This window comes from Rhodovulum sp. P5 (assembly GCF_002079305.1).
In the GTDB taxonomy this organism is placed as follows: Bacteria; Pseudomonadota; Alphaproteobacteria; order Rhodobacterales; family Rhodobacteraceae; genus Rhodovulum.
This window is the reverse complement of record NZ_CP015039.1, coordinates 357,572-376,513: the sequence shown is the minus strand read 5'-3', so window position 1 is coordinate 376,513 and position 18,942 is coordinate 357,572. Positions and strand designations below refer to the sequence as shown.

15 protein-coding genes are annotated in these 18,942 nt (G+C 64.3%); 6 read left to right on the top strand and 9 right to left on the bottom strand.

Annotated elements, in window-relative coordinates; all coding sequences use genetic code 11:
* Positions 1-172: 172 nt before the first annotated feature.
* The 4 genes from RGUI_RS01840 to RGUI_RS01825 all read right to left on the bottom strand — a co-directional run bounded on the left by RGUI_RS01840 (position 173) and on the right by RGUI_RS01825 (position 5,318).
* Complete coding sequence (locus tag RGUI_RS01840; protein WP_081531490.1) at positions 173-2,596, bottom strand: plasma-membrane proton-efflux P-type ATPase; 2,424 nt, start codon at positions 2,594-2,596, stop codon at positions 173-175.
* 18 nt (positions 2,597-2,614) lie between these two features.
* Complete coding sequence (locus RGUI_RS01835) at positions 2,615-3,727, bottom strand: alpha/beta fold hydrolase (RefSeq protein WP_156882839.1); 1,113 nt, start codon at positions 3,725-3,727, stop codon at positions 2,615-2,617.
* Positions 3,728-3,782: 55 nt separating this feature from the next.
* Positions 3,783-4,445: a DUF1344 domain-containing protein gene (locus RGUI_RS01830; protein ID WP_172841057.1), complete on the bottom strand. Its 663-nt coding sequence runs from the start codon at positions 4,443-4,445 to the stop codon at positions 3,783-3,785.
* A gap of 267 nt (positions 4,446-4,712) precedes the next feature.
* Entirely contained in the window at positions 4,713-5,318 is a 606-nt protein-coding gene (locus tag RGUI_RS01825) for a hypothetical protein (protein ID WP_081531488.1), read from the bottom strand.
* A gap of 87 nt (positions 5,319-5,405) precedes the next feature.
* Here RGUI_RS01825 and RGUI_RS01820 point away from each other — a divergent pair, with 87 nt between their 5' ends.
* Together RGUI_RS01820 and RGUI_RS01815 are read left to right on the top strand one after the other, a co-directional pair.
* The gene (locus RGUI_RS01820; RefSeq protein WP_081531487.1) at positions 5,406-6,083 is read left to right on the top strand and encodes a response regulator transcription factor; all 678 of its coding nucleotides are present in this window, start codon (positions 5,406-5,408) and stop codon (positions 6,081-6,083) included.
* A complete protein-coding gene (locus tag RGUI_RS01815; RefSeq protein WP_081531486.1) occupies positions 6,070-7,416 on the top strand; it encodes a HAMP domain-containing sensor histidine kinase in 1,347 nt (448 codons plus the stop codon). Before RGUI_RS01820 ends, RGUI_RS01815 begins: the two co-directional genes overlap by 14 nt.
* Positions 7,417-7,494: 78 nt before the next feature.
* Here RGUI_RS01815 and RGUI_RS01810 read toward each other — a convergent pair whose 3' ends face one another.
* From RGUI_RS01810 to RGUI_RS01790, 5 genes are all read right to left on the bottom strand, one after another.
* The gene (locus RGUI_RS01810; RefSeq protein WP_081531485.1) at positions 7,495-8,010 is read right to left on the bottom strand and encodes a DUF1269 domain-containing protein; all 516 of its coding nucleotides are present in this window, start codon (positions 8,008-8,010) and stop codon (positions 7,495-7,497) included.
* A 53-nt stretch (positions 8,011-8,063) separates the two neighbouring features.
* Entirely contained in the window at positions 8,064-8,759 is a 696-nt protein-coding gene (locus tag RGUI_RS01805) for a DUF4336 domain-containing protein (protein WP_081535923.1), read from the bottom strand.
* 24 nt (positions 8,760-8,783) lie between these two features.
* Entirely contained in the window at positions 8,784-10,064 is a 1,281-nt protein-coding gene (locus RGUI_RS01800; RefSeq protein ID WP_081531484.1) for an NAD(P)/FAD-dependent oxidoreductase, read from the bottom strand.
* A 203-nt stretch (positions 10,065-10,267) separates the two neighbouring features.
* Complete coding sequence (locus tag RGUI_RS01795) at positions 10,268-10,588, bottom strand: YidH family protein (protein ID WP_081531483.1); 321 nt, start codon at positions 10,586-10,588, stop codon at positions 10,268-10,270.
* A 160-nt stretch (positions 10,589-10,748) separates the two neighbouring features.
* On the bottom strand, positions 10,749-11,393 hold the full coding sequence (locus RGUI_RS01790; RefSeq protein WP_081531482.1) for a YfdX family protein: 645 nt from the start codon (positions 11,391-11,393) through the stop codon (positions 10,749-10,751).
* Between the two features lie 267 nt (positions 11,394-11,660).
* Here RGUI_RS01790 and RGUI_RS01785 point away from each other — a divergent pair, with 267 nt between their 5' ends.
* The 4 genes from RGUI_RS01785 (at position 11,661) to RGUI_RS01770 (ending at position 18,906) form a co-directional block, all read left to right on the top strand.
* Positions 11,661-14,495 carry a DUF2339 domain-containing protein gene (locus RGUI_RS01785; protein WP_172841056.1) on the top strand — a complete coding sequence of 945 codons (2,835 nt, stop codon included), beginning with the start codon at positions 11,661-11,663 and terminating at the stop codon, positions 14,493-14,495.
* 485 nt (positions 14,496-14,980) lie between these two features.
* Complete coding sequence (locus tag RGUI_RS01780; RefSeq protein WP_081531480.1) at positions 14,981-16,255, top strand: SRPBCC family protein; 1,275 nt, start codon at positions 14,981-14,983, stop codon at positions 16,253-16,255.
* Positions 16,252-17,379, top strand: coding sequence for a hybrid-cluster NAD(P)-dependent oxidoreductase (locus RGUI_RS01775; RefSeq protein ID WP_081531479.1), 1,128 nt, complete (start codon positions 16,252-16,254; stop codon positions 17,377-17,379). The genes RGUI_RS01780 and RGUI_RS01775 overlap by 4 nt, the downstream gene beginning before the upstream one ends.
* Before the next feature lie 273 nt (positions 17,380-17,652).
* Positions 17,653-18,906, top strand: a complete 1,254-nt coding sequence (locus RGUI_RS01770) for a sarcosine oxidase subunit beta family protein (RefSeq protein ID WP_081535922.1) — start codon at positions 17,653-17,655, stop codon at positions 18,904-18,906.
* Positions 18,907-18,942 lie beyond the last annotated feature (36 nt).

Genomic DNA, 18,942 nt, shown 5'->3' with positions numbered 1-18,942 from the left:
AAACCGGAAATCCCATCGTCGCGATAGAAGACCATTCCTTGTGAGCAACGATGGAGAAAGGCCCGGGCTGGTAGCCCGGACCAGCTTCGGGACGATGTTCCCAAAGGTTTCGACCGTCGGCGCATATCGACGGCTTTCTTCAGCAGCCTGTTAGGATTCATGGCCCCGACCGTTACGATCCTTCGTCCGGAACACTTCCCCGCCGCAGAAGGCGCCGGACGAACATCGCCAGCGCCCCCTCTACCGGCAACCATGCCAGGCAATAGGCCCAGACGAGCAGCGCCACCGACCATCCGATGGGCGTGACGAACAGCCCGTAGACGGCAATCAGCGTGCCGATCACCTGCGTTGCCTCTGTCGTGGCGAACAGGCGCAGCGCGGGCCAGGGGCGTTGCCAGAACCAGCCAGGGTTGCGCGTGACGAAAAGGGTCATGTGCCCCGAGACGAGCAGTTTCAGGAAGATCACCGTCTGGATCACGTCGGCTGGCAACTGGGCGATGCTGTCGACATACCAGAAGAGCAGGAAGGTCTCGATCACCCCCATGACACCCAGAACACTCGCCAGGGTGATCACGAGGCGCATGTTCCAACGGACGGGGCGTTCCGACACGCCGACATTGTCATAGGCGATCATCATGATCGGAAAGTCGTTCAGCACGGCCAGCAGGACGATCATGATCGCTGTCACCGGGTAGACGTTGTAGACCAGAATGGTCAGCGTCATGAACAGCAGCACCCGGATGGTCTCGGCAATGCGGAAGGTGGCGTAGCTGGTCATCCGCTCGAAAATCCGGCGCGCCTCGGCGATCGCCTCGGTGATGATCGAAAGCCCCTTGTCGGTCAGGACCAGATCGGCGGCCGCACGCGCGGCATCGGTCGCCCCGCTGACCGCAATCCCGGCATCGGCCCGTTTCAGCGCCGGGGCGTCGTTCACGCCATCGCCCGTCATGGCCACGATATGGCCCGCCTCCTGCAGCACCTCGACGATGCGGAATTTATGCTCGGGCAACACGCGGGCGAACCCGTCGGCGCTGTGCACGCGTTCGGCCACGGTCGCGCTATCGCCCTCCAGCAACTGTCCCGCGGGCTGCATGTTCTGGCCAAGACCCAACTGGCCGGCGATCTGGCGGGCGATGGCCTCGTGATCGCCGGTGATCATCTTGACGGTCACGCCCATCGCTTCGGCCCGGGCGATGGTGTCGGCGGCATCGGGGCGGGGTGGGTCGAAGATCGGGATCAGGCCGAGGAACGTCCAGCCGTCCGCCCCGCGCGCCTGCGCCACGCCGATGGTGCGAAAGCCCTGCGCGGCCAGCCTGTCAACCTCGGCCTCAACATCCTTGCGCAGGGCGGGCGCCGGTTGCACGAGGTCCAGGATCACCTGCGGCGCCCCCTTGGAAAAGCGCCAGTCCTCGCCCGCCTTGCTCGCCTTTGTCTCGGTCCGCTTCGACACCGGGTCGAAGGGCGTGAAGCCTGTGCGCTCATACGCCTCCAGCCCGTCGCCCGCCCGGGCCGCGGTCAGAACGGCGGCATCGATGGCGTCGGGGGCCTCGGTATTGCAGGCCAGTGCCGCTGCGCGCAGCAGGTCACGGCCTGAGACGCCATCGGCCGGGTGAGGGGTTTCCACGGTCAGTTCGTTCAGCGTCAGCGTCCCGGTCTTGTCCGAACACAAGACATCGACCCCGGCCATTTCCTCGATCGAGACAAGGCGCGAGACGATGGCCTTCATCCTTGCCAGCCGTTCCGCGCCCACCGCCATCGTCACCGACAGCACGGTCGGCAGGGCCACGGGGATCGCGGCCACCGTCAGGATCAGGGCGAATTGCACCGCCTCCAGCACCGGGTTCTGGCGCAGGAGAGAGACAACCAGGATCAGCGCGACCAGCGCCAGCGCCGTGATGATCAGGAAATTGCCGATCCGCATCACGGCCTGCTGGAAATGCGAGGGGTGATCGGCCGATTGCACCAGCGCCGCCGTGCGCCCGAAATAGGTCTGCATGCCCGTCGCGGTAACCTCGCCCTCCATCTCGCCCAGCTTGACAACCGCACCGGAATAGGCGGTATCGCCCGGCGTCTTGTCGACCGGCAGGCTTTCACCGGTCAGCGCGGCCTCGTCTACCGACAGCCAGGCCCCGCGGGTCAGGCGCAGGTCGGCGGGCACGATATTGCCGATCTCCAGCCGCACGATGTCACCGGGCACCAATCCTTCGGCGGGCAGTTCTCGCCACTGCCCGTCGCGTTTGACACGGGCCATGGGGGCCAGCTTCTGCTTCAGCAGCGCGATGGCATTGTCGGCCTTGTTCTCCTCAAAGAACCCCACGCCGGCATTGACCAGCAGCATGGAGAGGATCACCCCGAAATCGGCCCAGTCGCCCAGCACCAGCGACAGGACCGCCGCCAGTTCGATCAGCCACGGGATCGGGCCCCAGAAATAGCCGAACAAGCGCGACAAGAGGCTCTTGTGCTGTTCGTTCAGGGTGTTGGGGCCGAACCTTTCCAGCCGCGCGGCAGCCTCTGCCGTGGTGAGGCCGTGATCGGGATTTGTCTGCGGCAAATCGGGTGTATCGGGTGCCATTTCGTCCGTGCGTGCGTGTTTCATCCTGATGCCTTCCCGATCTCACGCGGCGCCTTGCGCGGCAACCCATGACGCGATGCCGGGCCATGTTTCGCCCAGCGTCTTTCGCCCCATGAAGAGCCCAATATGCCCCCCCTCGACGAGCGTTCTTTGGACCGCGTCGTGCGGCGTGCCGACAAGCCCCTCGGCGGCGAAGACCTGTTCGGGCGTGGTGATGTCGTCGGCCTTTCCGGCCAGCAGGAACAGGGGGCAGGTGATGCGGGACAGCGACAGTGTTTCCCCAAGCCCGACGAAGGCCCCCTTGGCCAGCAGGTTCTGCTTGAACAGCAGGTCGATAGCCTGAAGGTAGTAGCGCCCCGGCAGGTCGATGGGGTTCTCGTACCAGCGCTCGAACCGTTCGGTCCGCTCGATGTAGTTGCGATCCTCGATATGCTGGTACAGATCGACGAACTTGCCGATATATTGCTGGCCGGCATGCATGTTCTTCCAGCCCGCCAGCATGAACTGCCCCGGCATCCGCCCGTCCCCCGCCGCGACCATCTCTTCATAGACCGAGAGCGGCGTCTCATGCGCAAGACGCCGGATCGGCCCGTCGCCGGCATCGGTGTCGATGGGGGATCCAGCCAGCACCAGCGCGGCCACCTTGGCCGGAAAGCGCGCGGCAAACATCGCCGACATCCAGCCCCCCTGGCACAGGCCGACAAGGATGGCCCGTCCGCCCAGATCGTCCACGGCCACGTTGATTTCGGCCAGATATTTGTCGATGTCGAAATCGCGCATTTTGGATGTGGCGGGCTTCCAGTCCGTGACCAACACGCGGCCCAGCCCCGCGGCCAACAGCGTTTCGACAAGGCTTTGCCCCGGTGCGTAATCCGCGATGGTCGCGGAGTGGCCGGCATAGGGCGCGTCAACGATCACCGGAAGACCGCCACCGGTGCCCCCGAAATCGCGCAGGCGCATCGTGTCGAGATCAAGGAGGATGTCATTCTTGGTGGCCCAGTCGGGCAGGTCGGGATCGGTGATCTCCGCCGCCTCGCCGATGAAGCGAAGCTCATCCTCCCAGGCGCGCAGGCCTGCCGCCTCCATCTCCATCGCGGCGGCCATCGGCCAGAACCACGGCACCGAATGTTCGTATTTCGTTTCTGTGTTGTGCATTTTTGTCACCGAAGCGGGCCCCCGGCATGGGTCAGCATGCCGGGGGCGTGCGGCCTTATCCATTGACCGGGCTGATCGCGTTGCCCATGCGGAGCTGGCCGCTCGGCGCCCACAGGATGTCGACCCGGTCGCCCGCCTTCAGGGTGGCGAGGCTTTGGCGCATGCTGTGCCTGTCCGAAAAGACGTAGGAGCTGCCATCCTTCAGGGTCACCGTATCACCGGTGATCGAGGCAATCGTGCCCGTGACATGGTCGCCCCCCACGGTTCCCAGGGCGTCGCCGCGAAGGGTGCCCGATGCTTCGTGGTAGGCAACCGAGACGACGTCACCCGGCCTGACCGCACCCAGCGTCGCGTTGGTTTCGGAGGATTGCGCAAAGTGGAAGATGCGCCCATCGTTCAACGTCACCGTGGCGGCCACGGGGTCCAGCGACTGGATGGTGCCCGTGGCATAGTCCCCGGACATGGGCGAGAGCGACTTGCCGACCCGGGCATTGCCGTTCTGCAGCCAGAGGATGTCGACGGTATTGCCGGGGCGCAAGCCATTCAGCGGGTTGTCATTGTCACTGCGCACAAAGCTGTACGTGGTGCCATCCATCAGCGTCACGGCGTTGGCGGTATGATCGATGGACTGGATTTGCCCGATAGAGTGCCCCGCAAAGGCGGCGCTGCTGGCCGCGACGATCACGGCGAATGTGAGGGGAAGAAGCGATTTTTTCATTTTTTCGATCCTTTTGGTCTGCGTTGCAGCAGGGTTTCCTTGGTCGAGGGGGCGCGTTTCTCGCTGTGGCGGTACCGCGTCGCTCGATAAGGGAAACATGGGATGGCAACCGTTCCTGCGGCTGTCCGGGCCAATACAAAATCGTAAGCTCACGATTTGCGGATCGCTCCGGATCGGCGGAGGTGTCGTTCCCCGCGGTGCCAAAACGCCAAGCGCCCGCCGGGTCCTGGCCGGCGGGTCGCGACGATACCGTTGGGGAAATGGGATCTATTGCAGGGCTGCGCGTGCCATACGGAGGAACGACACGCTGGTCGCCAGGAACGTCGCCCCAAGCAAGAGCCCGACCAGCCGGACAGAGCGGTCGGGCCAGCCTGCGATCATGAACAGCCCAGCGCCAAGGGCGCAGACACCGCTGGCCACCGCGCTGCGCCAGCCCGGCCTTTGCCCGCTGAGATGAAGCCCGAACAGCACCGACAGAACGCCGTGGGCCAGAAGTCCGATCACGATCAGCATCGTCAGACCATGCGGGCCGACCGGTCCGGCCTGAACGGCCACAAGCCCCGCGCAAAGCAGACATGCAAAGAAGACCGCATAGGCGCGCCATTCCGGGATGGGCCGCAGGAGGCCGACAAAGCCAAGGCCGGTCAGGCTCCAGCCACTCAGAACAAGGCCCATCTCGACATCTGCCGTCACCCAGCCCGTTCTGGGCAAGAGCGCTGCGCCTACACCCAACATGCCGAAGGCCGCGCCGATGGCGGCCAGCCCGGAGGACCCGGATTTCGACTCGATCACGCCATGGCCCGGGCTGATCATCGCGCCCTCCTTTTCCGGCGGATGGTTGAAACACCACGTCATCATGACGATGGCCGCCACCGCCCGGCTGTCCTGCGGCTTACAAATCCGTAATGTGCTTTCGCCCGGCGTCCCGTTAGGATCGCATTTGCATCAAGGGGAAGTCCCATGAAGATCCTGCTTGCAGAAGACGACGCCGCGCTGGCCGACTACATCCGCGCCGGGCTGGAGGAAGAGGGCCACAGCGTGGAGCATTTCGCCGATGGCCGCGACGCGCTGGCCTTTTCCCTTTATAACGGCTGCGATCTGGCGATCCTCGACCGGATGATGCCCGGGATGGACGGGCTGTCATTGGTGCAGGCGCTGCGTGCGGCGGGCAAGGACGTGCCGGTGATCTTCCTGACCGCGATGGGCGAGGTCGACGACCGGGTGGAGGGGCTGAAGGCCGGGGCCGATGACTACCTGTCCAAGCCGTTCCATTTCGAGGAACTTCTGGCGCGCATTGCCACGGTAACCCGGCGGCAAAAGGGGGGCGCGGCGGACACTACGCTCAAGGTGCACGACTTGGAGCTTGACCTGCTGGCCCGCACCGCGACCCGGCAGGGGCAGTTGATCGAACTTCAGAACAAGGAATTCGCGCTGCTGGAGGTTTTGATGCGCAATGCCGGCCGGGTGATGACCCGCACGCTGTTGCTGGAACGGGTCTGGAACTACAGTTTCGAACCGAACACCACCGTGCTGGAAACCCATATGAGCCGGCTGCGCGCGAAGATCGACAAGCCCTTCGATGTGCCCCTGATCCACACCATCCGCAACGCCGGCTATTCCCTGCATGGACCGCGGTAATGTGCTCTCCGGCGCCGCCTTCCGGGCGGTGTTCCTGTCGGCTGTGCTGTTCCTGGTCGTTCTGATTTCGGTCGGGGCGCTTGCCTATACCTATGTGCGCGGCGAGATGCTGGCCCAGACGCGCGCGTTGATCGTGGAAGACGAGGCGCTGCTCATCGAGGTCTTCCGGCTGGAAGGGCCGGAGGCGTTCGCGGAAATGGTGGCGGGGCTGGCGGCCTTGCCGCGCCCCTCCTACACGGCGGTCGCCCTCTACGACATGTCGGGCCAACGGCTTGCCGGCACGCCCGGCATACCCGATCTGGCCGCCGGTTGGCACCGGGTAGAGTTTGCGTCCCCTGCGGGGCCGAAGACCGCGCTCTTTCACGCCGTTCCAATTGGCAGCCTGCGGCTGGTCAGCGGCCAGACGCTGGACGTCATGCAGACGGCCGAGACGACGCTGGTGCGCGCGCTTGGCACCGCGGGCTTCGTGATCGTGCTGGCCATGCTTACCATCGGTTACGGCGTCAGCGCGGGCAGTTTCCGAAAGCTGGAAGCGATGGAGGCCACGCTTGACCGTGTCGGCGCGGGAGAGATGGCGGCACGGTTGCCGGTGTCCGATCAGAACGACCAGATCGACCGGATCGCGCGGCGGATGAACGGCCATCTCGCCCGGCTGTCCGATCTGGTCGCGCGCAAGGATCGCAGCGTCTCTGCCATCGCCCATGACCTGCGCACGCCCTTGTCGCGCGTCACGCTGGGGCTGGATCAGGCGCGGCGACAGGTGGACCGCGGGGCCGACCCGCTGCCCGCCCTCGATGCCGCGCTGGAGGATCTGACGCGCCTGTCCTCGATCATCGGAACGATCCTGCGCATTGCGCGGGTTGAGGCCGCCGAGCCGGGCCTGAATTTCGCCGCCGTTCCGCTTGGCCCCATCTTTCAGGAGATCGCAGAGACCTACGGTCCGTTGGCAGAGGATGAGGGCCAGCAGCTTGACTGGCAGGCCACCGCGGCCACGCCCCGTGGCGATCCGGGCATGATCGCGCAACTTGTCGCGAACCTTGTACAAAACGCGATTACCCATGCCGGGCCGGGTGCCCGGATCGCGCTGTCGGCAGAGACCAACCCCGCGGGGGCCGTCACCCTGACCGTGGCCGACACCGGCAAGGGCATGCCGCCCGACGACCGCGACCGCGCGTTCGAGGCGTTCTTTCGCGGCGATCAAAGCCGCTCCACCGAAGGCACCGGCCTTGGCCTGGCCCTGGTGCGGGCCATTGCCCAGCATCATGGGGCAGAGGTGACGCTGGAAGACAATGCGCCGGGGCTTCGGGTGTCGGTTCAGTTTCCTCACGGGTGAATACCGGGACACGGAACGAAGCGGCCCCCGTTGCTGCGGGGGCCGTCTGGGTAGAGCGGAGCGGGGGGTCTTGATCGGTCAGGCCGCGTGCGCCTCGGCCTCTGCCTTCTGAACGTTTGCAAAGGCGGATTTGATCCGTTCTTCATCGGCGTGGCTGAGATTGGTGCGCAGCACCTCGCCGCCATGCGTCGCAAGCTGCTCGATCACCCGCTCGGAACTGGCCTTGTTGGCGAGGATGAAGAGCGCCGCCTGACCGGGTTGCAGGACGCGCCCGACGTCTTTCATGAAATCGTCGCGGATGCCGAAATCCGACAGCGCGCCGGACACGGCGCCCGCCGCGGCGCCGGACGCCACACCCAGCAGCGGATGCAGGAAGAGAAGCCCGATCAGCAAGCCCCAGAAAGAGCCGCCGGTCGCGCCCACCATCCACGGCGTCACGATCTGGTTCAGCCGCACGCGACCCTTGTCGTCGGCAGTTGCGACAACGGCATCGCCGACCTCGGCCAGGTAGTTGCGGGACAGGCGGAAAAGATCGTCGCGCGCCTCTTCGGCCTTTTCGGGGGTGTCATAGCCGATCACGAGAAGTTCGGTCATTTGTCTGGTCCTTTCGGTTTCAGGGTTCAAAGATGTCCGACCCGCGTCACGGGTCAGACGGTTGCAAAGGCGGCCGCGGCGACGGATTTGCCGCCCCGGTCGACAAGATCGCCGTGGGACAGGATGATCCGGTCGAAGTCCCAGGCGAGAATGCGGGCAAGGCTCTCGCGCGCGGCCGTCCGGTCGCGCCAGCCAAAGCGGTACTCAGGGGCGGGGTGCGGTTTGTTCCACATCCCGAAAAGGCGCCACCACGCCTTGAGTTTCCAGTCGATCCGCGGGGTGGCGTCGGTGAACAACTCGATCAGATCGGTCACGATCAGCGTGCGGCTCGCGCGGTGCAGGAACACGACCTCCCACATCCAGCGGCTGCCGCGCAGGACGACCTGATCCATGACGCCGGCCCAGGCCGCGGGGGCGGTGTCGGACAGCATCGCGTCGAAACGCAGGTCGGGCCGCTTGCGCGCGATCCCCGGGCAGATATGGGTTTCCGCTTGCAGAAAGGCGGCCTGCGCCTCGGCCATGTGCAAATGGTGATAGGTGCCCGGTGCGATCAGGAACTCGACCGGGCCAATCTCTGCAAGCCGGGCCAGGTGGGTGTGGCCGAGTGGTCCGGGAGAATGCAAGACCACTCGGCCATCGGGCAGGCGGATCGCGGTCATCCGAGCCTCGAACCGCGTTCCGGCGTAGCGAACGGGGTAGGGGGAGACCCAAATCACGCCGGGAACGACTTCGGTGAACGGATGTTCCATGACCGCGTCCTCCTGCATCCCGGGTCAGACCGCGATTTCCTCGGCCGACCATTTCGCGAGAGGCACGCCCCAGTTGGGCACGCGCCCCTTGTTGCGGAAGAACAGCTCCTTGTAGGCGACCTTCTGGGCATAGGGCAGCCGGCCCATACGAAGCTCCTGAATATCGCCGCCGAACCAGGCGGTTGCATGGATGTAAAACGCCTTGCCGCCGCCCATGTCGCCGATGCACAGCACCTCGGGCGACCAGGGTTCATCGGCCTCGTTCGCGGGCAGCGCCCCCACATCCTTGGCGATCTGACGGCCGACGACCTCGGCTTCCTGATGGCCGATGGCACCCAGCTTCGGCACCGTGATCGCGGCGGCATCGCCGCAGGCGAAGACGTCCGGGTAATCGGGGTTGCGCATGTCCATCCCGGTGACGACAAAGCCCACCTCGTCACTGATCGGCAGGCCCTGCAGGAAATTGTGGGGCTTCCAGTTGGGGAACACGATCTTCAGCTCGGCCTTCAGGCTTTGGCCATTGGCGAACTCGATGCCCTCTGCCGTGATGCGCGCGATGTCCTCAACCTTGTTGATATAGCCGAAGCCCATCTCGCTGGCCGCCTCCAGCAGCTGGTGCACCACCTCGTCGCCGGCATCCTCGGCGATCAGTTCGGCGGGGGTGAAAAGCGTGATATCCTTCGCGCCACCCTTGCCGTGTTCCTCCAGCCAATGGGCCAGCGACAGGGCCAGTTCCACCGGCGGCCCTTCGCAGGCGGCCAGCGCCGTGGGCAGCCAGTCGGGGCGCCCGCGGTGGCCCTGTTCGAACCGGGCAGAGCCGATGGCGACAGGCCCGCCCTTGTAGTCATTCTTCAGATAATCGATCAGGCGGTTCGCATGCCAGGCATCCGACACCGTGTGCCCATATTCGGCAAAACGCTCGATCTCGTCATAGGCCAGCCGGGCCCCCAGCGCGATCACCAGCTTGTCATAGGGTTTGGTATAACGGGGCGCGCCGGGGCGTTCGTTCGGGCGCAGCGTGACGGTCTTGGTCTCGACGTCGATGCCCTCGACCTCGGCCTGTTCGAAGCGGATATCGTCCTCGGCCAACGCATCGACCAGCGGCATATGCATGGTGACGGCCGGATCGCGGCCCTCGAAAATTTCCAGCGGGATGTTCGGGATGTAGTCGAGATAGGCCTTGCGGTCGATCACGGTGATCTCCACCGCATCGCCCGCATGGTCGCGGATTTTCTGCGCAGCGCCCAGCCCGGCGAAATTGCCGCCAAGAACCAGCACGCGGGTTTTCTGTTTTGCTTTCGACATGGCCCCCTCCTTCGGGTTCGTTTGATGGGACCAATCTAGGAAGGACTCCTGTCAGGGGGCTGGAGCGGTGCTTACAAATCCGTAAGCGTCGGGATGTCCGATCCTGGACATGCAAGAAGGCCGCTCGTGACGCGTGCCGGAACCGCCTTCTGACAGGCGCGGGCGACATGCAGATCGCGACCGGACCGACGATGGCGACAGGCTCACCTCACATGCAGCACGAACATCCCGAAGAGGGCAAACAGCGCCGCGACAAGAAGCACCAGAAAGGCACTCGACAGGCCGGTTTCGTCCGGGCTGCGCTCTGCCTTGTCCAGCAGGCGCCTGATCCGCTGCATGCGAAGATAGGCCAGCAGGATCACAACACCCCCGGCCACCAGAAGGGCAACCTCGCTCCAGACCAGGGGCGTTTCGGGCCGCAGGCGTGCGGCGACAAGGCCGAAGCCCTCTATCGCGATGACCGTTCTGACCCAGGCAAGGAACGTGCGTTCGTTCGCGGCGTGCGAGGTGTAATTCGGGATCACCGTTGCGTCCTTCGAAGCTTTCGGTCTGGACCTAACACAGGGGCCGGAAGATCGGGACCCTGAAACCCCGTTTCAAACACAACGCCATGTCGAAGGGGAGCACGCAAGAAAAGGCCCCGGCGGTGATGGCGCCGGGGCCGTTGGCGGGCGACTATCCAGATCAGAAGATACTGGCACCCTGCTGCGGGATCTCATCGATGGAGAAGCTGCGGATGATGACCGAGTCCTCCAGCGCCTTCAGCGCGAGGTTGGCCTTGTAGTAGTCGCCGTTGTCGATGAAGGTCTGGGCCTGCTGCAACTGGTCGGATGCCTCGACCACCGGCAGCATCGCGGCCGAGACGTTCACGTCGATCGAGGCGAGGCGCAGAACCTCCACCGCGTCATCGGGCGATCCGGTCTGGATCAGGCCATAGGCTTTTTCCAATGCCTGCTTGTTTTCCTCGGTCGCGACGAAATGGTCGGTCAACGCCATCGACATGTCGAAGGGCAGGTATTGCGTCGGGTTGGTCGGATCCTCGGTATCGCCGATGGTCAGATCGTTCAGGGTCTTGTCGGCCTTGTCAAAGGCGGTGCGAGCCTCGGCCAGCCGCGCTTTTGCGGCTTCCACGTCGTTGTCGAACAGGGCCAGCCGCGCGGCATGGGCCCGCGTGACCGCGGTCAGCGCCTCATCGGCGGTGGTCAGCATCTGCTCTTGCGTCTGGTAGGCCGGCGCCGGGGCGGGCGCGTTGGCTGCGTGCGAAACGATTGCGGTGGTCGTCATCAGGGCGGCCAGCGCAACGGCCGTGAGTTTGGAAGCGGTCTTCATGGTTTCCTCCGTTGTTTGTCGATGGCTTGATCATGCCTGCACCGGCTGAAGTGGATCTGACCTCGACCTTACAAATCCGCCAGGCTTTGCGCGGGGGGCGGGGTGAGCATCTTCACAACGGGGGAGGGGCGCAGACCTTGGGTTGCGATGCCCTTGGGCCGTGGTGTCCATGCAATCAAAAGGCTCTGCGCTTGCGCAAACCAGCCTGCGCCCTTTCGCCCGATAAATTCCTGCCATGAAAGGTGGCGTTTGTGCGACGATAGGCAGATGGGCATTCTCCTTACTGTCGTCTTGATCGTCTATGTCTTGGCCATGCCGTTGGTCGCCCTCGCGGTCGCAAAGAAGGCACGAGAGCGGGCCGAGCGCCTTGAACAGGAGGTGGCCCGGCTTGCTGAGCTCCTGACTGAAAGTCGGGAACGGCGAGGAAAGCTCGACGGCGCAGGCGCGCAGGCGGAGGTGGCGCCACAGCCGGACGCAGGTGCGGAAGTCGAAGAGGCCCCACCGACCGAAAGCAGCCCGGAGCATGAGGCCGAACCTCTGGGCGACGAAGATGTGCCGCCAATTCCCGCTGCCGAGGATCGTGAGACGCGCATTGCCGCAGAGGGAGAGGCAGACACGCTTTACGTGGGGTCTACGCCTGAACCCTGGTCTTCGGACGCGCAGGCCGAGACGCCTGCACCCCCGCGATCGGGCATGGAGGAAACGCTCGCCTCCCAGTGGATGATCTGGCTTGGTGCGGTCGCGATCGCCCTGAGTGCCGTCTTCCTGTTCCGCTATGCGATCGACGAGGGCTGGCTTACGCCGATGGCGCGGGTTCTGGCGGGTTTGATCCTTGGCGGGATGCTTCTGTCGGCGGGCGAGTGGACGGAAAGACGGCCGGTTCGACAGGTGGCCCGCGCGCTGAGCCCGGACTATGTGCCGCCGGCGCTGACAGCCTCCGGCCTGTTCGCAATCTTCGCAGCACTCTATGCCGCGCATGGGATGTACGGGCTGATCGGCCCGGCGGTTGCGTTCATCGGGCTTGGGCTGGTCTCCTATGCGGCGCTTGGGCTTGCGCTCCGGCAGGGGTGGTTCGTCGCGTTGATGGGGCTGGCCGGGGGCTATCTCGTCCCGGCGCTGACCGAGAGCCCAGAGCCCCAAGCGCTGCCGCTTTTCCTTTACCTTTGGCTGCTTAGCGCCGGGTGCCTTGCCGTTATGGTCTGGCGAAAGTGGTGGTGGTTTGCCGCCCTCACGCTGGTCGGCGCGCTTTTCTGGCCGCTGCTTTGGCTGGATTGGGCTTGGTCGGCGGCCGACCAGGGCGTTCTTGGCAGTTACGGTGTCGGGCTTGCCGCGCTTTTCGCGGGGCTTTCGACGCGGCTGCCCGTGAAGGTCCCGCAAACACCGCTGTGGCGCTGGATGTCGGCCATGCTGGCGGACACTTCCGGGCTTGGCTTTACGCTGTGCGGGGTTTTGTTGCTCCTCTATGCGGATCTCTGCGGTTTCAACACGGCAGCCTTCATGTTCTTGGCGCTTTACGGTGCCGTGGCGCTGGCAATGGGCGTCTGGCGTCAGACGCTTGAAAGCCTCGCGGTGGCATCCGCACTGATTGTCCTTGCGGGTTTCGTCCTGTGGCCCCAGCCGGTGGAGATCAGCCTGCCCGCGCGGTTGCAGGAATTGGGAACGGCGAGCGGCGCGAATGCTTTCGGCCCATTCGTGATGCCGCCGGAGTTTCTTGTCTTTTCCCGGGCGCTGTGGGGCTTTGCTGCGCTCTTCGGGCTCGGCGGCTATCTCGCGCTGCCGCGGGGCCGCACGGTGGCGCTCTGGTCGGGGCTGTCCGCGGGCATGCCCGTCTTGCTGTTCGTCATCGGGTACTGGCGCATCGGCGCGTTCGAGATCGACATAAGCTGGGCGACGGTCGGCATGGGCCTTGCTGTCCTGCTGCTGCTTGCGGCGCTGTCGGTCGCGCGGCGAACGGGTGGGGACCGACGGAACGTCGCGCTCGCCCTCTATGCCGCGGGCTGCACGGCCGTGCTCGCGCTCGCCTTCACCTGTCTGCTGCGCGAAGCCTGGCTGACCGTCGCCCTGTCGGTCGAGATCCTTGCCCTGGCGTGGATCTGGGACCGGATCCGGGTCGCGGAAGTGAAGGCCATCGCCATGGTCATGGCGGGCGTGGTTCTTGTGCGCCTTGTCGCCAACCCTGCGGTTCTCGATTATCAGGGCGGGGTTGCGGGGCTGTTCGGCTGGGTGATCTATGGCTACGGCCTGCCCGCGGCGGCAATGACCGGGGCCGCGCGTCTTTTCGCACGTGGCGATGGCGGCCACCGTGTTCCGCTGGTGATCCTGTGTGAGATCCTCGCCCTCGGCTTTGCCTTTCTGATGGTGGCGTTGCAGTTGAAACTCTGGACCTCGGGCACCATCCGTCCCGAAGGATGGACCCTGTTCGACTCTGCGGTCCAGTCGGTCTGGTGGATCACCGGGGCGGCGGTGTGCCTGCGGCGTGAGATCACGCAAGACCGCCCCTGGATGCAGTTTGCAGGTGGGCTGCTTCTGCTTGCAGCGGGCCTGCTTGTCGGGGTGGGCCATGTGATCGAAAACAATCCGCTTGTGTCTGGAGAGCCTGTCGGGGGCTTGCCCGTGATCAACCTTCTGGGCCTCGCCTATATCCTGCCCGCTGTGGGCTTTGCGCTCATCGGTTCTCGCCGCGGCTTCGATCTGCCGGACCGTGCGCGACAGGCGTTGCAGGCCGGGGCCGGTATCCTGCTGTTTGTCTATCTCTCGCTGGAAACCCGCCGGACGTTTCGGGGCGCCGACATTTCGCTGACATGGGAAAGCCCGCCGGGCGATGCCGAACTCTATGCCTATTCGGTCGTGTGGATCGCCTTTGCCCTGGTGCTGCTGGCGGTCGGAATATGGCGGGGCTCACAGGCGATGCGCTACGCCTCCCTCGCCGTGCTGATCGTCACGGTCATAAAGGTGTTCCTGTACGACATGTCCGATCTTGCGGGGCTTTACCGCGTGGCCTCCTTCCTTGGCCTCGGCCTGACACTGATCGGAATCGGGCGGGTGTATCGGCGTTTTGTCTTCACATCAGGATCAAGACCGGACCGGCGCGACGACGCGTGATACCCGGCCGCCCGTGCCCACAGAACCAGCGCGCGGTTCACGCAGTTGCAGACGGACGTGCCGCCGGTCATTCCGGCACAATTGCCCAGAGCTCGGCGCCGGCCCACGGGAGGCGGCCCTCGGTCAGTGTCGCACCGTGCCCGCATCACCAAACGTGCGTGTCGCACAGGTGCAAAAGCTTGTTCGGTGCGAGCAAACGGGCCGGAGCGTTCAGCGACCCCGGGGATGGATGCTCGTCCCTTCGGGAAGGGAGGGTTTTGTGGTATTTTCGCTACGTCTGGATCTGCCGCGCCAATCTGTGCGCCCATGTCGCATTCTTCCCGCCCGGTTGCCGCAAGCGTTCTGCGCTGCGGGCGCGAAGCGAAGAAGCATTGTAACCCAGTCAAGGCGCAGGCGTTGCGGCGGGCAGGATCGGCCAAGCAGGAGTCGCCACATGTCGCGAAACACGTCACCATCCCTCAGATTCGATAGCGAGGTATCCGAAATTGTCCTCCTCTCCTTCCCCTCGTGACCTTGTAGAGCGTCGGGCCCCCTACAAGAGCCTTGAAGCGCCGTTCTACAATTCCCCCGACATTCTCAAGCTCGACCTCGACGCGATCTTTGGCACGCACTGGATCTTCGTGGCGGTCGAACCGGAATTGCCGGAGCCTGGCGATTGCGTGACGGTCGAGATCGGCGAGGCCTCCATTCTTCTGCTGCGCGGCGACGATATGGGGATCCGCGGCTTTCACAATGTTTGCCGCCATCGTGGCGCCAGGCTGGTCGACGAGCGCGCGGCCACGATCGGCAACATCGTCTGCCGGTATCACGGCTGGGCCTATAACGAAGACGGGGAGTTGATCCTGGCCGAACATATGGGCGCCGGGTTCGACAAGAGCTGTCACGGGCTCAAACCCGTTCATGTCCGGTCGATTGCGGGGCTGATCTTTATCTGTCTGGCCGAGACTGCCCCCGATGACATCGAAGAGATGGCGCAGGCGATGGAACCCTACCTTGCACCGCACGACCTTGCGAACTGCAAGGTGGCCCACAGCACCGATCTGGTCGAGGAGGGCAACTGGAAACTGACGATGGAGAACAATCGCGAGTGTTATCACTGCGAGGCGAACCATCCCCAACTGACTATTCCCTTGTCCGAATTCGGGTTCGGCTTCTCGCCCGATGAACTGGGTGAGCGCCGTTCCGAAGACGTCAAGGCCTATACCGAGTCCATCGAACGCGATCACAGCCGTTGGGAATCCTGTGGCCTGCCATCGGCCGAGGTGGACCGGCTGTCGAGTGTCACGGGCTTTCGCACGATGCGCCTGCCCTTGATGCGAGAAGGGGAATCCCACACGCTCGACACGCGCGTTGCCTGCAAGAAACTGCTGGGCGACTTCACGGATGCGAAGCTCGGCGGTCTCAGCTTCTGGACCCATCCGAATTCCTGGCACCATTTCATGAGCGATCACATCGTATGCTTCTCGGTGCTGCCGCTTGCGCCGGATCGGACGCTGGTGCGCACCACCTGGCTTGTCCACAAGGACGCGATCGAGGGGCAGCATTACAGCCTCGACAACCTCACACAGGTCTGGCGGATGACCAACCAGCAGGATGCCGACCTCGTGCGTCTGGCGCAGCTTGGCAGCCAGCAACCGGCCTATGAGCCGGGCCCGTATTCACGCTTTACCGAACCGCATGTCGAGGCATTCTGCGATTGGTATATCGGGCGGCTGAAACACCATTTCGCAGACGAAACCCAAGGGATGGCCGCCGAATGACACCTGCTGACTCCCCCGAAAACCAGCGCGACCGCGGCGATACCGACCCCACGATCACCGAGGCGACGCGCGTACCGCTGTGGGATCCGGAACAGGACGACATTCTGGTCTGCCGGCAGGTCCGGCAAGAAACGCATGACGTCAAGACCTTCGTCTTCTCGGCGCGCGAGCCGCGTGCCTTTCGGTTCTATCCGGGGCAGTACATGACCTTCGACTTGCCGGTCGAGGGGATGGTCACGCGCAGCTATACGCTGTCGGGGTCGGCCGCGCGTCCCTATCGCGTCGAGATCACGACCAAGCGCGTGCCCGGCGGCCCGGGCTCCAACTGGCTGCATGACAACATGGCGCCGGGCCGGGAAGTGACCGTCAGCGGCCCCGCAGGCGAATTCACAACCGACGCTACGGCGGAAGAAAAGCTGCTCTTCATCTCCGCGGGCAGCGGCATCACCCCGATCATGTCGATGACGCGGACGGCCTGCGATCTGTCGGAACCTTACGACCTGCATTTCATCCATGCGGCGCGCACACCATCGGATATCATCTTTCACGACGAGCTGCGCTTGCTTGCCACGCAGAACCCCGGGCTGAAGCTTGCCTTCACCTGCGAAACCGCCTTGGCGCATCATGGCTGGTGCGGGTTCACCGGGCGGCTGAACCCCGAGATGCTCCGGCTGATGTCGCCGGACTTCATGGATCGCAAGATCTTTTGCTGCGGGCCAGCGCTTTTCATGGAGGGTGTGCGCGCGCTTCTGCGCGATGTCGGGTTCGACATGCAGCGCTATTTCGAGGAAAGCTTCGATTTCGGCGCCGAGACCGCGGGGACGTTCGACGAACCCTCGGCCGCGCCGGAAGTGAGCGGCCAGACGTTCCGCGTCAGTTTCACCAAAAGCGGCAACGTCGTGGAATGCAGCCCGGGCATGACCGTTCTGTCCGCTGCGCGCGAGGCGGGCTTGCTGCCGATGTATTCCTGCCAGCGCGGGATTTGTGGAACGTGCAAGGCAAAACTCAGTTCGGGATCCGTTGATATGCAGCATGGCGGCGGAATTCGTCAGCGCGAGATCGATCAGGGCAAGATCCTGATCTGCTGTTCGACGCCGGTCTCCGACATCGAGGTCGAACTCTGACGGCTGCTTTCATGGCGTGCGCGTGTGACCCTGAACAGGGCGGTGGGCACGCTTTTCGTAGGACATGAACGGCTGTACTTCTGCGACGCGACTTGGCGCGGATGTCGTGCGTCTGTGCCTGAAGACATCCTGCTGGCATGCCCACGAATAGGGGGATCGGAATAAACGCCACCGTGACGCAGTCTTTCATGGGTCGTGGCGCAAATATCCGATTATTTGGCGGGCTTCGGCGCGATTATGCTGCAAACGCGCTTCAGAGAGTCCCGCCACAAGATGACCCGTTTCAACGCCCTCAGCCTATTGCAGAACGCCCTTACCGGTCACAAGAACTGGACCGAGCAATGGCCCGACAGTCCGCCGAAACCCGAATACGACGTGGTGATCGTGGGTGCCGGGGGGCACGGGCTGGGCGCGGCGTACTATCTGGCCAAGGAGCACGGGATCACCAATGTCGCGGTGATCGACAAGGGCTGGCTTGGCGGGGGTAACACGGGGCGGAACACGACGATCATCCGCTCGAACTATCTCTATGACGAAAGCGCGCGCCTGTTCGATCATGCCGTCGACCTTTGGGAGGGGCTGAGCCAGGAACTCAACTACAACGTCATGTATTCGCGCCGCGGTTGCCTGATGCTGGCGCACAATGTGCATGACGTGCAAAGCTTCAAGCGACATATCCATGCCAACCGCCTGAACGGCGTCGACAACCGTTGGCTGACGCCCGAAGAGTGCAAGGACTACTGCCCGCCGCTGAATATTTCAAAGTCCGCCCGGTACCCGGTGATGGGTGGCGCATTGCAGGAACGCGCGGGCACCGCACGCCATGATGCGGTGGCCTGGGGGTATGCCCGTGGGGCGGCTGCGCGCGGCGTCGATATCATCCAGAACTGCGCGGTGACCGCGATCCGCCGTGGGCCGAACGGGGCCGTGATCGGCGTGGAGACCGAGAAAGGCTTCATCAAGGCCAAGAAGATCGGGGTATCGGCCTCTGGCCACAACAGCATGGTCATGGCGACGGCGGATGTCCGTCTGCCGCTGGAGTCCATGCCGCTGCAGGCCCTAGTGTCGGAACCGGTCAAGCCGATCTTTCCCTGCGTGGTGATGTCGAACGCGGTCCATGCCTATTGCAGCCAGTCCGACAAGGGCGAACTGGTGATCGGTTCAGGCACCGATCAGTATGTCAGCTACTCGCAAAGGGGCGGGCTGCCGCTGATCGAACATACGATCGCGGCGATTTCCGAGGTGTTTCCGATCTTCAACCGCATGCGGATGCTGCGCAAATGGGCGGGCATCACCGACAACACCCCCGACCGGTCGCCGATCATCGGCAAGACGCCTGTCCAGAACCTGTATGTCAACTGCGGCTGGGGCACGGGCGGGTTCAAGGCCACCCCGGGGTCGGCCCATGTCTTCGCCTATACCATCGCCAAGGACGAGCCGCACCCGATCAACGCCCCCTTCACGCTTGAGCGTTTCCGGACTGGCCGTCTCATCGACGAAGCCGCCGCGGCTGCTGTCGCGCACTGATCGGCGCGAAACCAAGAGACGCCTACCGAGGTCATT

Bases quoted from the DNA above. Each gene is read 5' to 3' on its own strand.
- RGUI_RS01840 (WP_081531490.1), bottom strand. From the start codon at position 2,596: ATGAAACACGCACGCACGGACGAAATGGCACCCGATACACCCGATTTG.
- RGUI_RS01835 (WP_156882839.1), bottom strand. From the start codon at position 3,727: ATGCACAACACAGAAACGAAATACGAACATTCGGTGCCGTGGTTCTGG.
- RGUI_RS01830 (WP_172841057.1), bottom strand. From the start codon at position 4,445: ATGAAAAAATCGCTTCTTCCCCTCACATTCGCCGTGATCGTCGCGGCC.
- RGUI_RS01820 (WP_081531487.1), top strand. From the start codon at position 5,406: ATGAAGATCCTGCTTGCAGAAGACGACGCCGCGCTGGCCGACTACATC.
- RGUI_RS01815 (WP_081531486.1), top strand. From the start codon at position 6,070: ATGGACCGCGGTAATGTGCTCTCCGGCGCCGCCTTCCGGGCGGTGTTC.
- RGUI_RS01810 (WP_081531485.1), bottom strand. From the start codon at position 8,010: ATGACCGAACTTCTCGTGATCGGCTATGACACCCCCGAAAAGGCCGAA.
- RGUI_RS01805 (WP_081535923.1), bottom strand. From the start codon at position 8,759: ATGGAACATCCGTTCACCGAAGTCGTTCCCGGCGTGATTTGGGTCTCC.
- RGUI_RS01800 (WP_081531484.1), bottom strand. From the start codon at position 10,064: ATGTCGAAAGCAAAACAGAAAACCCGCGTGCTGGTTCTTGGCGGCAAT.
- RGUI_RS01790 (WP_081531482.1), bottom strand. From the start codon at position 11,393: ATGAAGACCGCTTCCAAACTCACGGCCGTTGCGCTGGCCGCCCTGATG.
- RGUI_RS01785 (WP_172841056.1), top strand. From the start codon at position 11,661: ATGGGCATTCTCCTTACTGTCGTCTTGATCGTCTATGTCTTGGCCATG.
- RGUI_RS01775 (WP_081531479.1), top strand. From the start codon at position 16,252: ATGACACCTGCTGACTCCCCCGAAAACCAGCGCGACCGCGGCGATACC.
- RGUI_RS01770 (WP_081535922.1), top strand. From the start codon at position 17,653: ATGACCCGTTTCAACGCCCTCAGCCTATTGCAGAACGCCCTTACCGGT.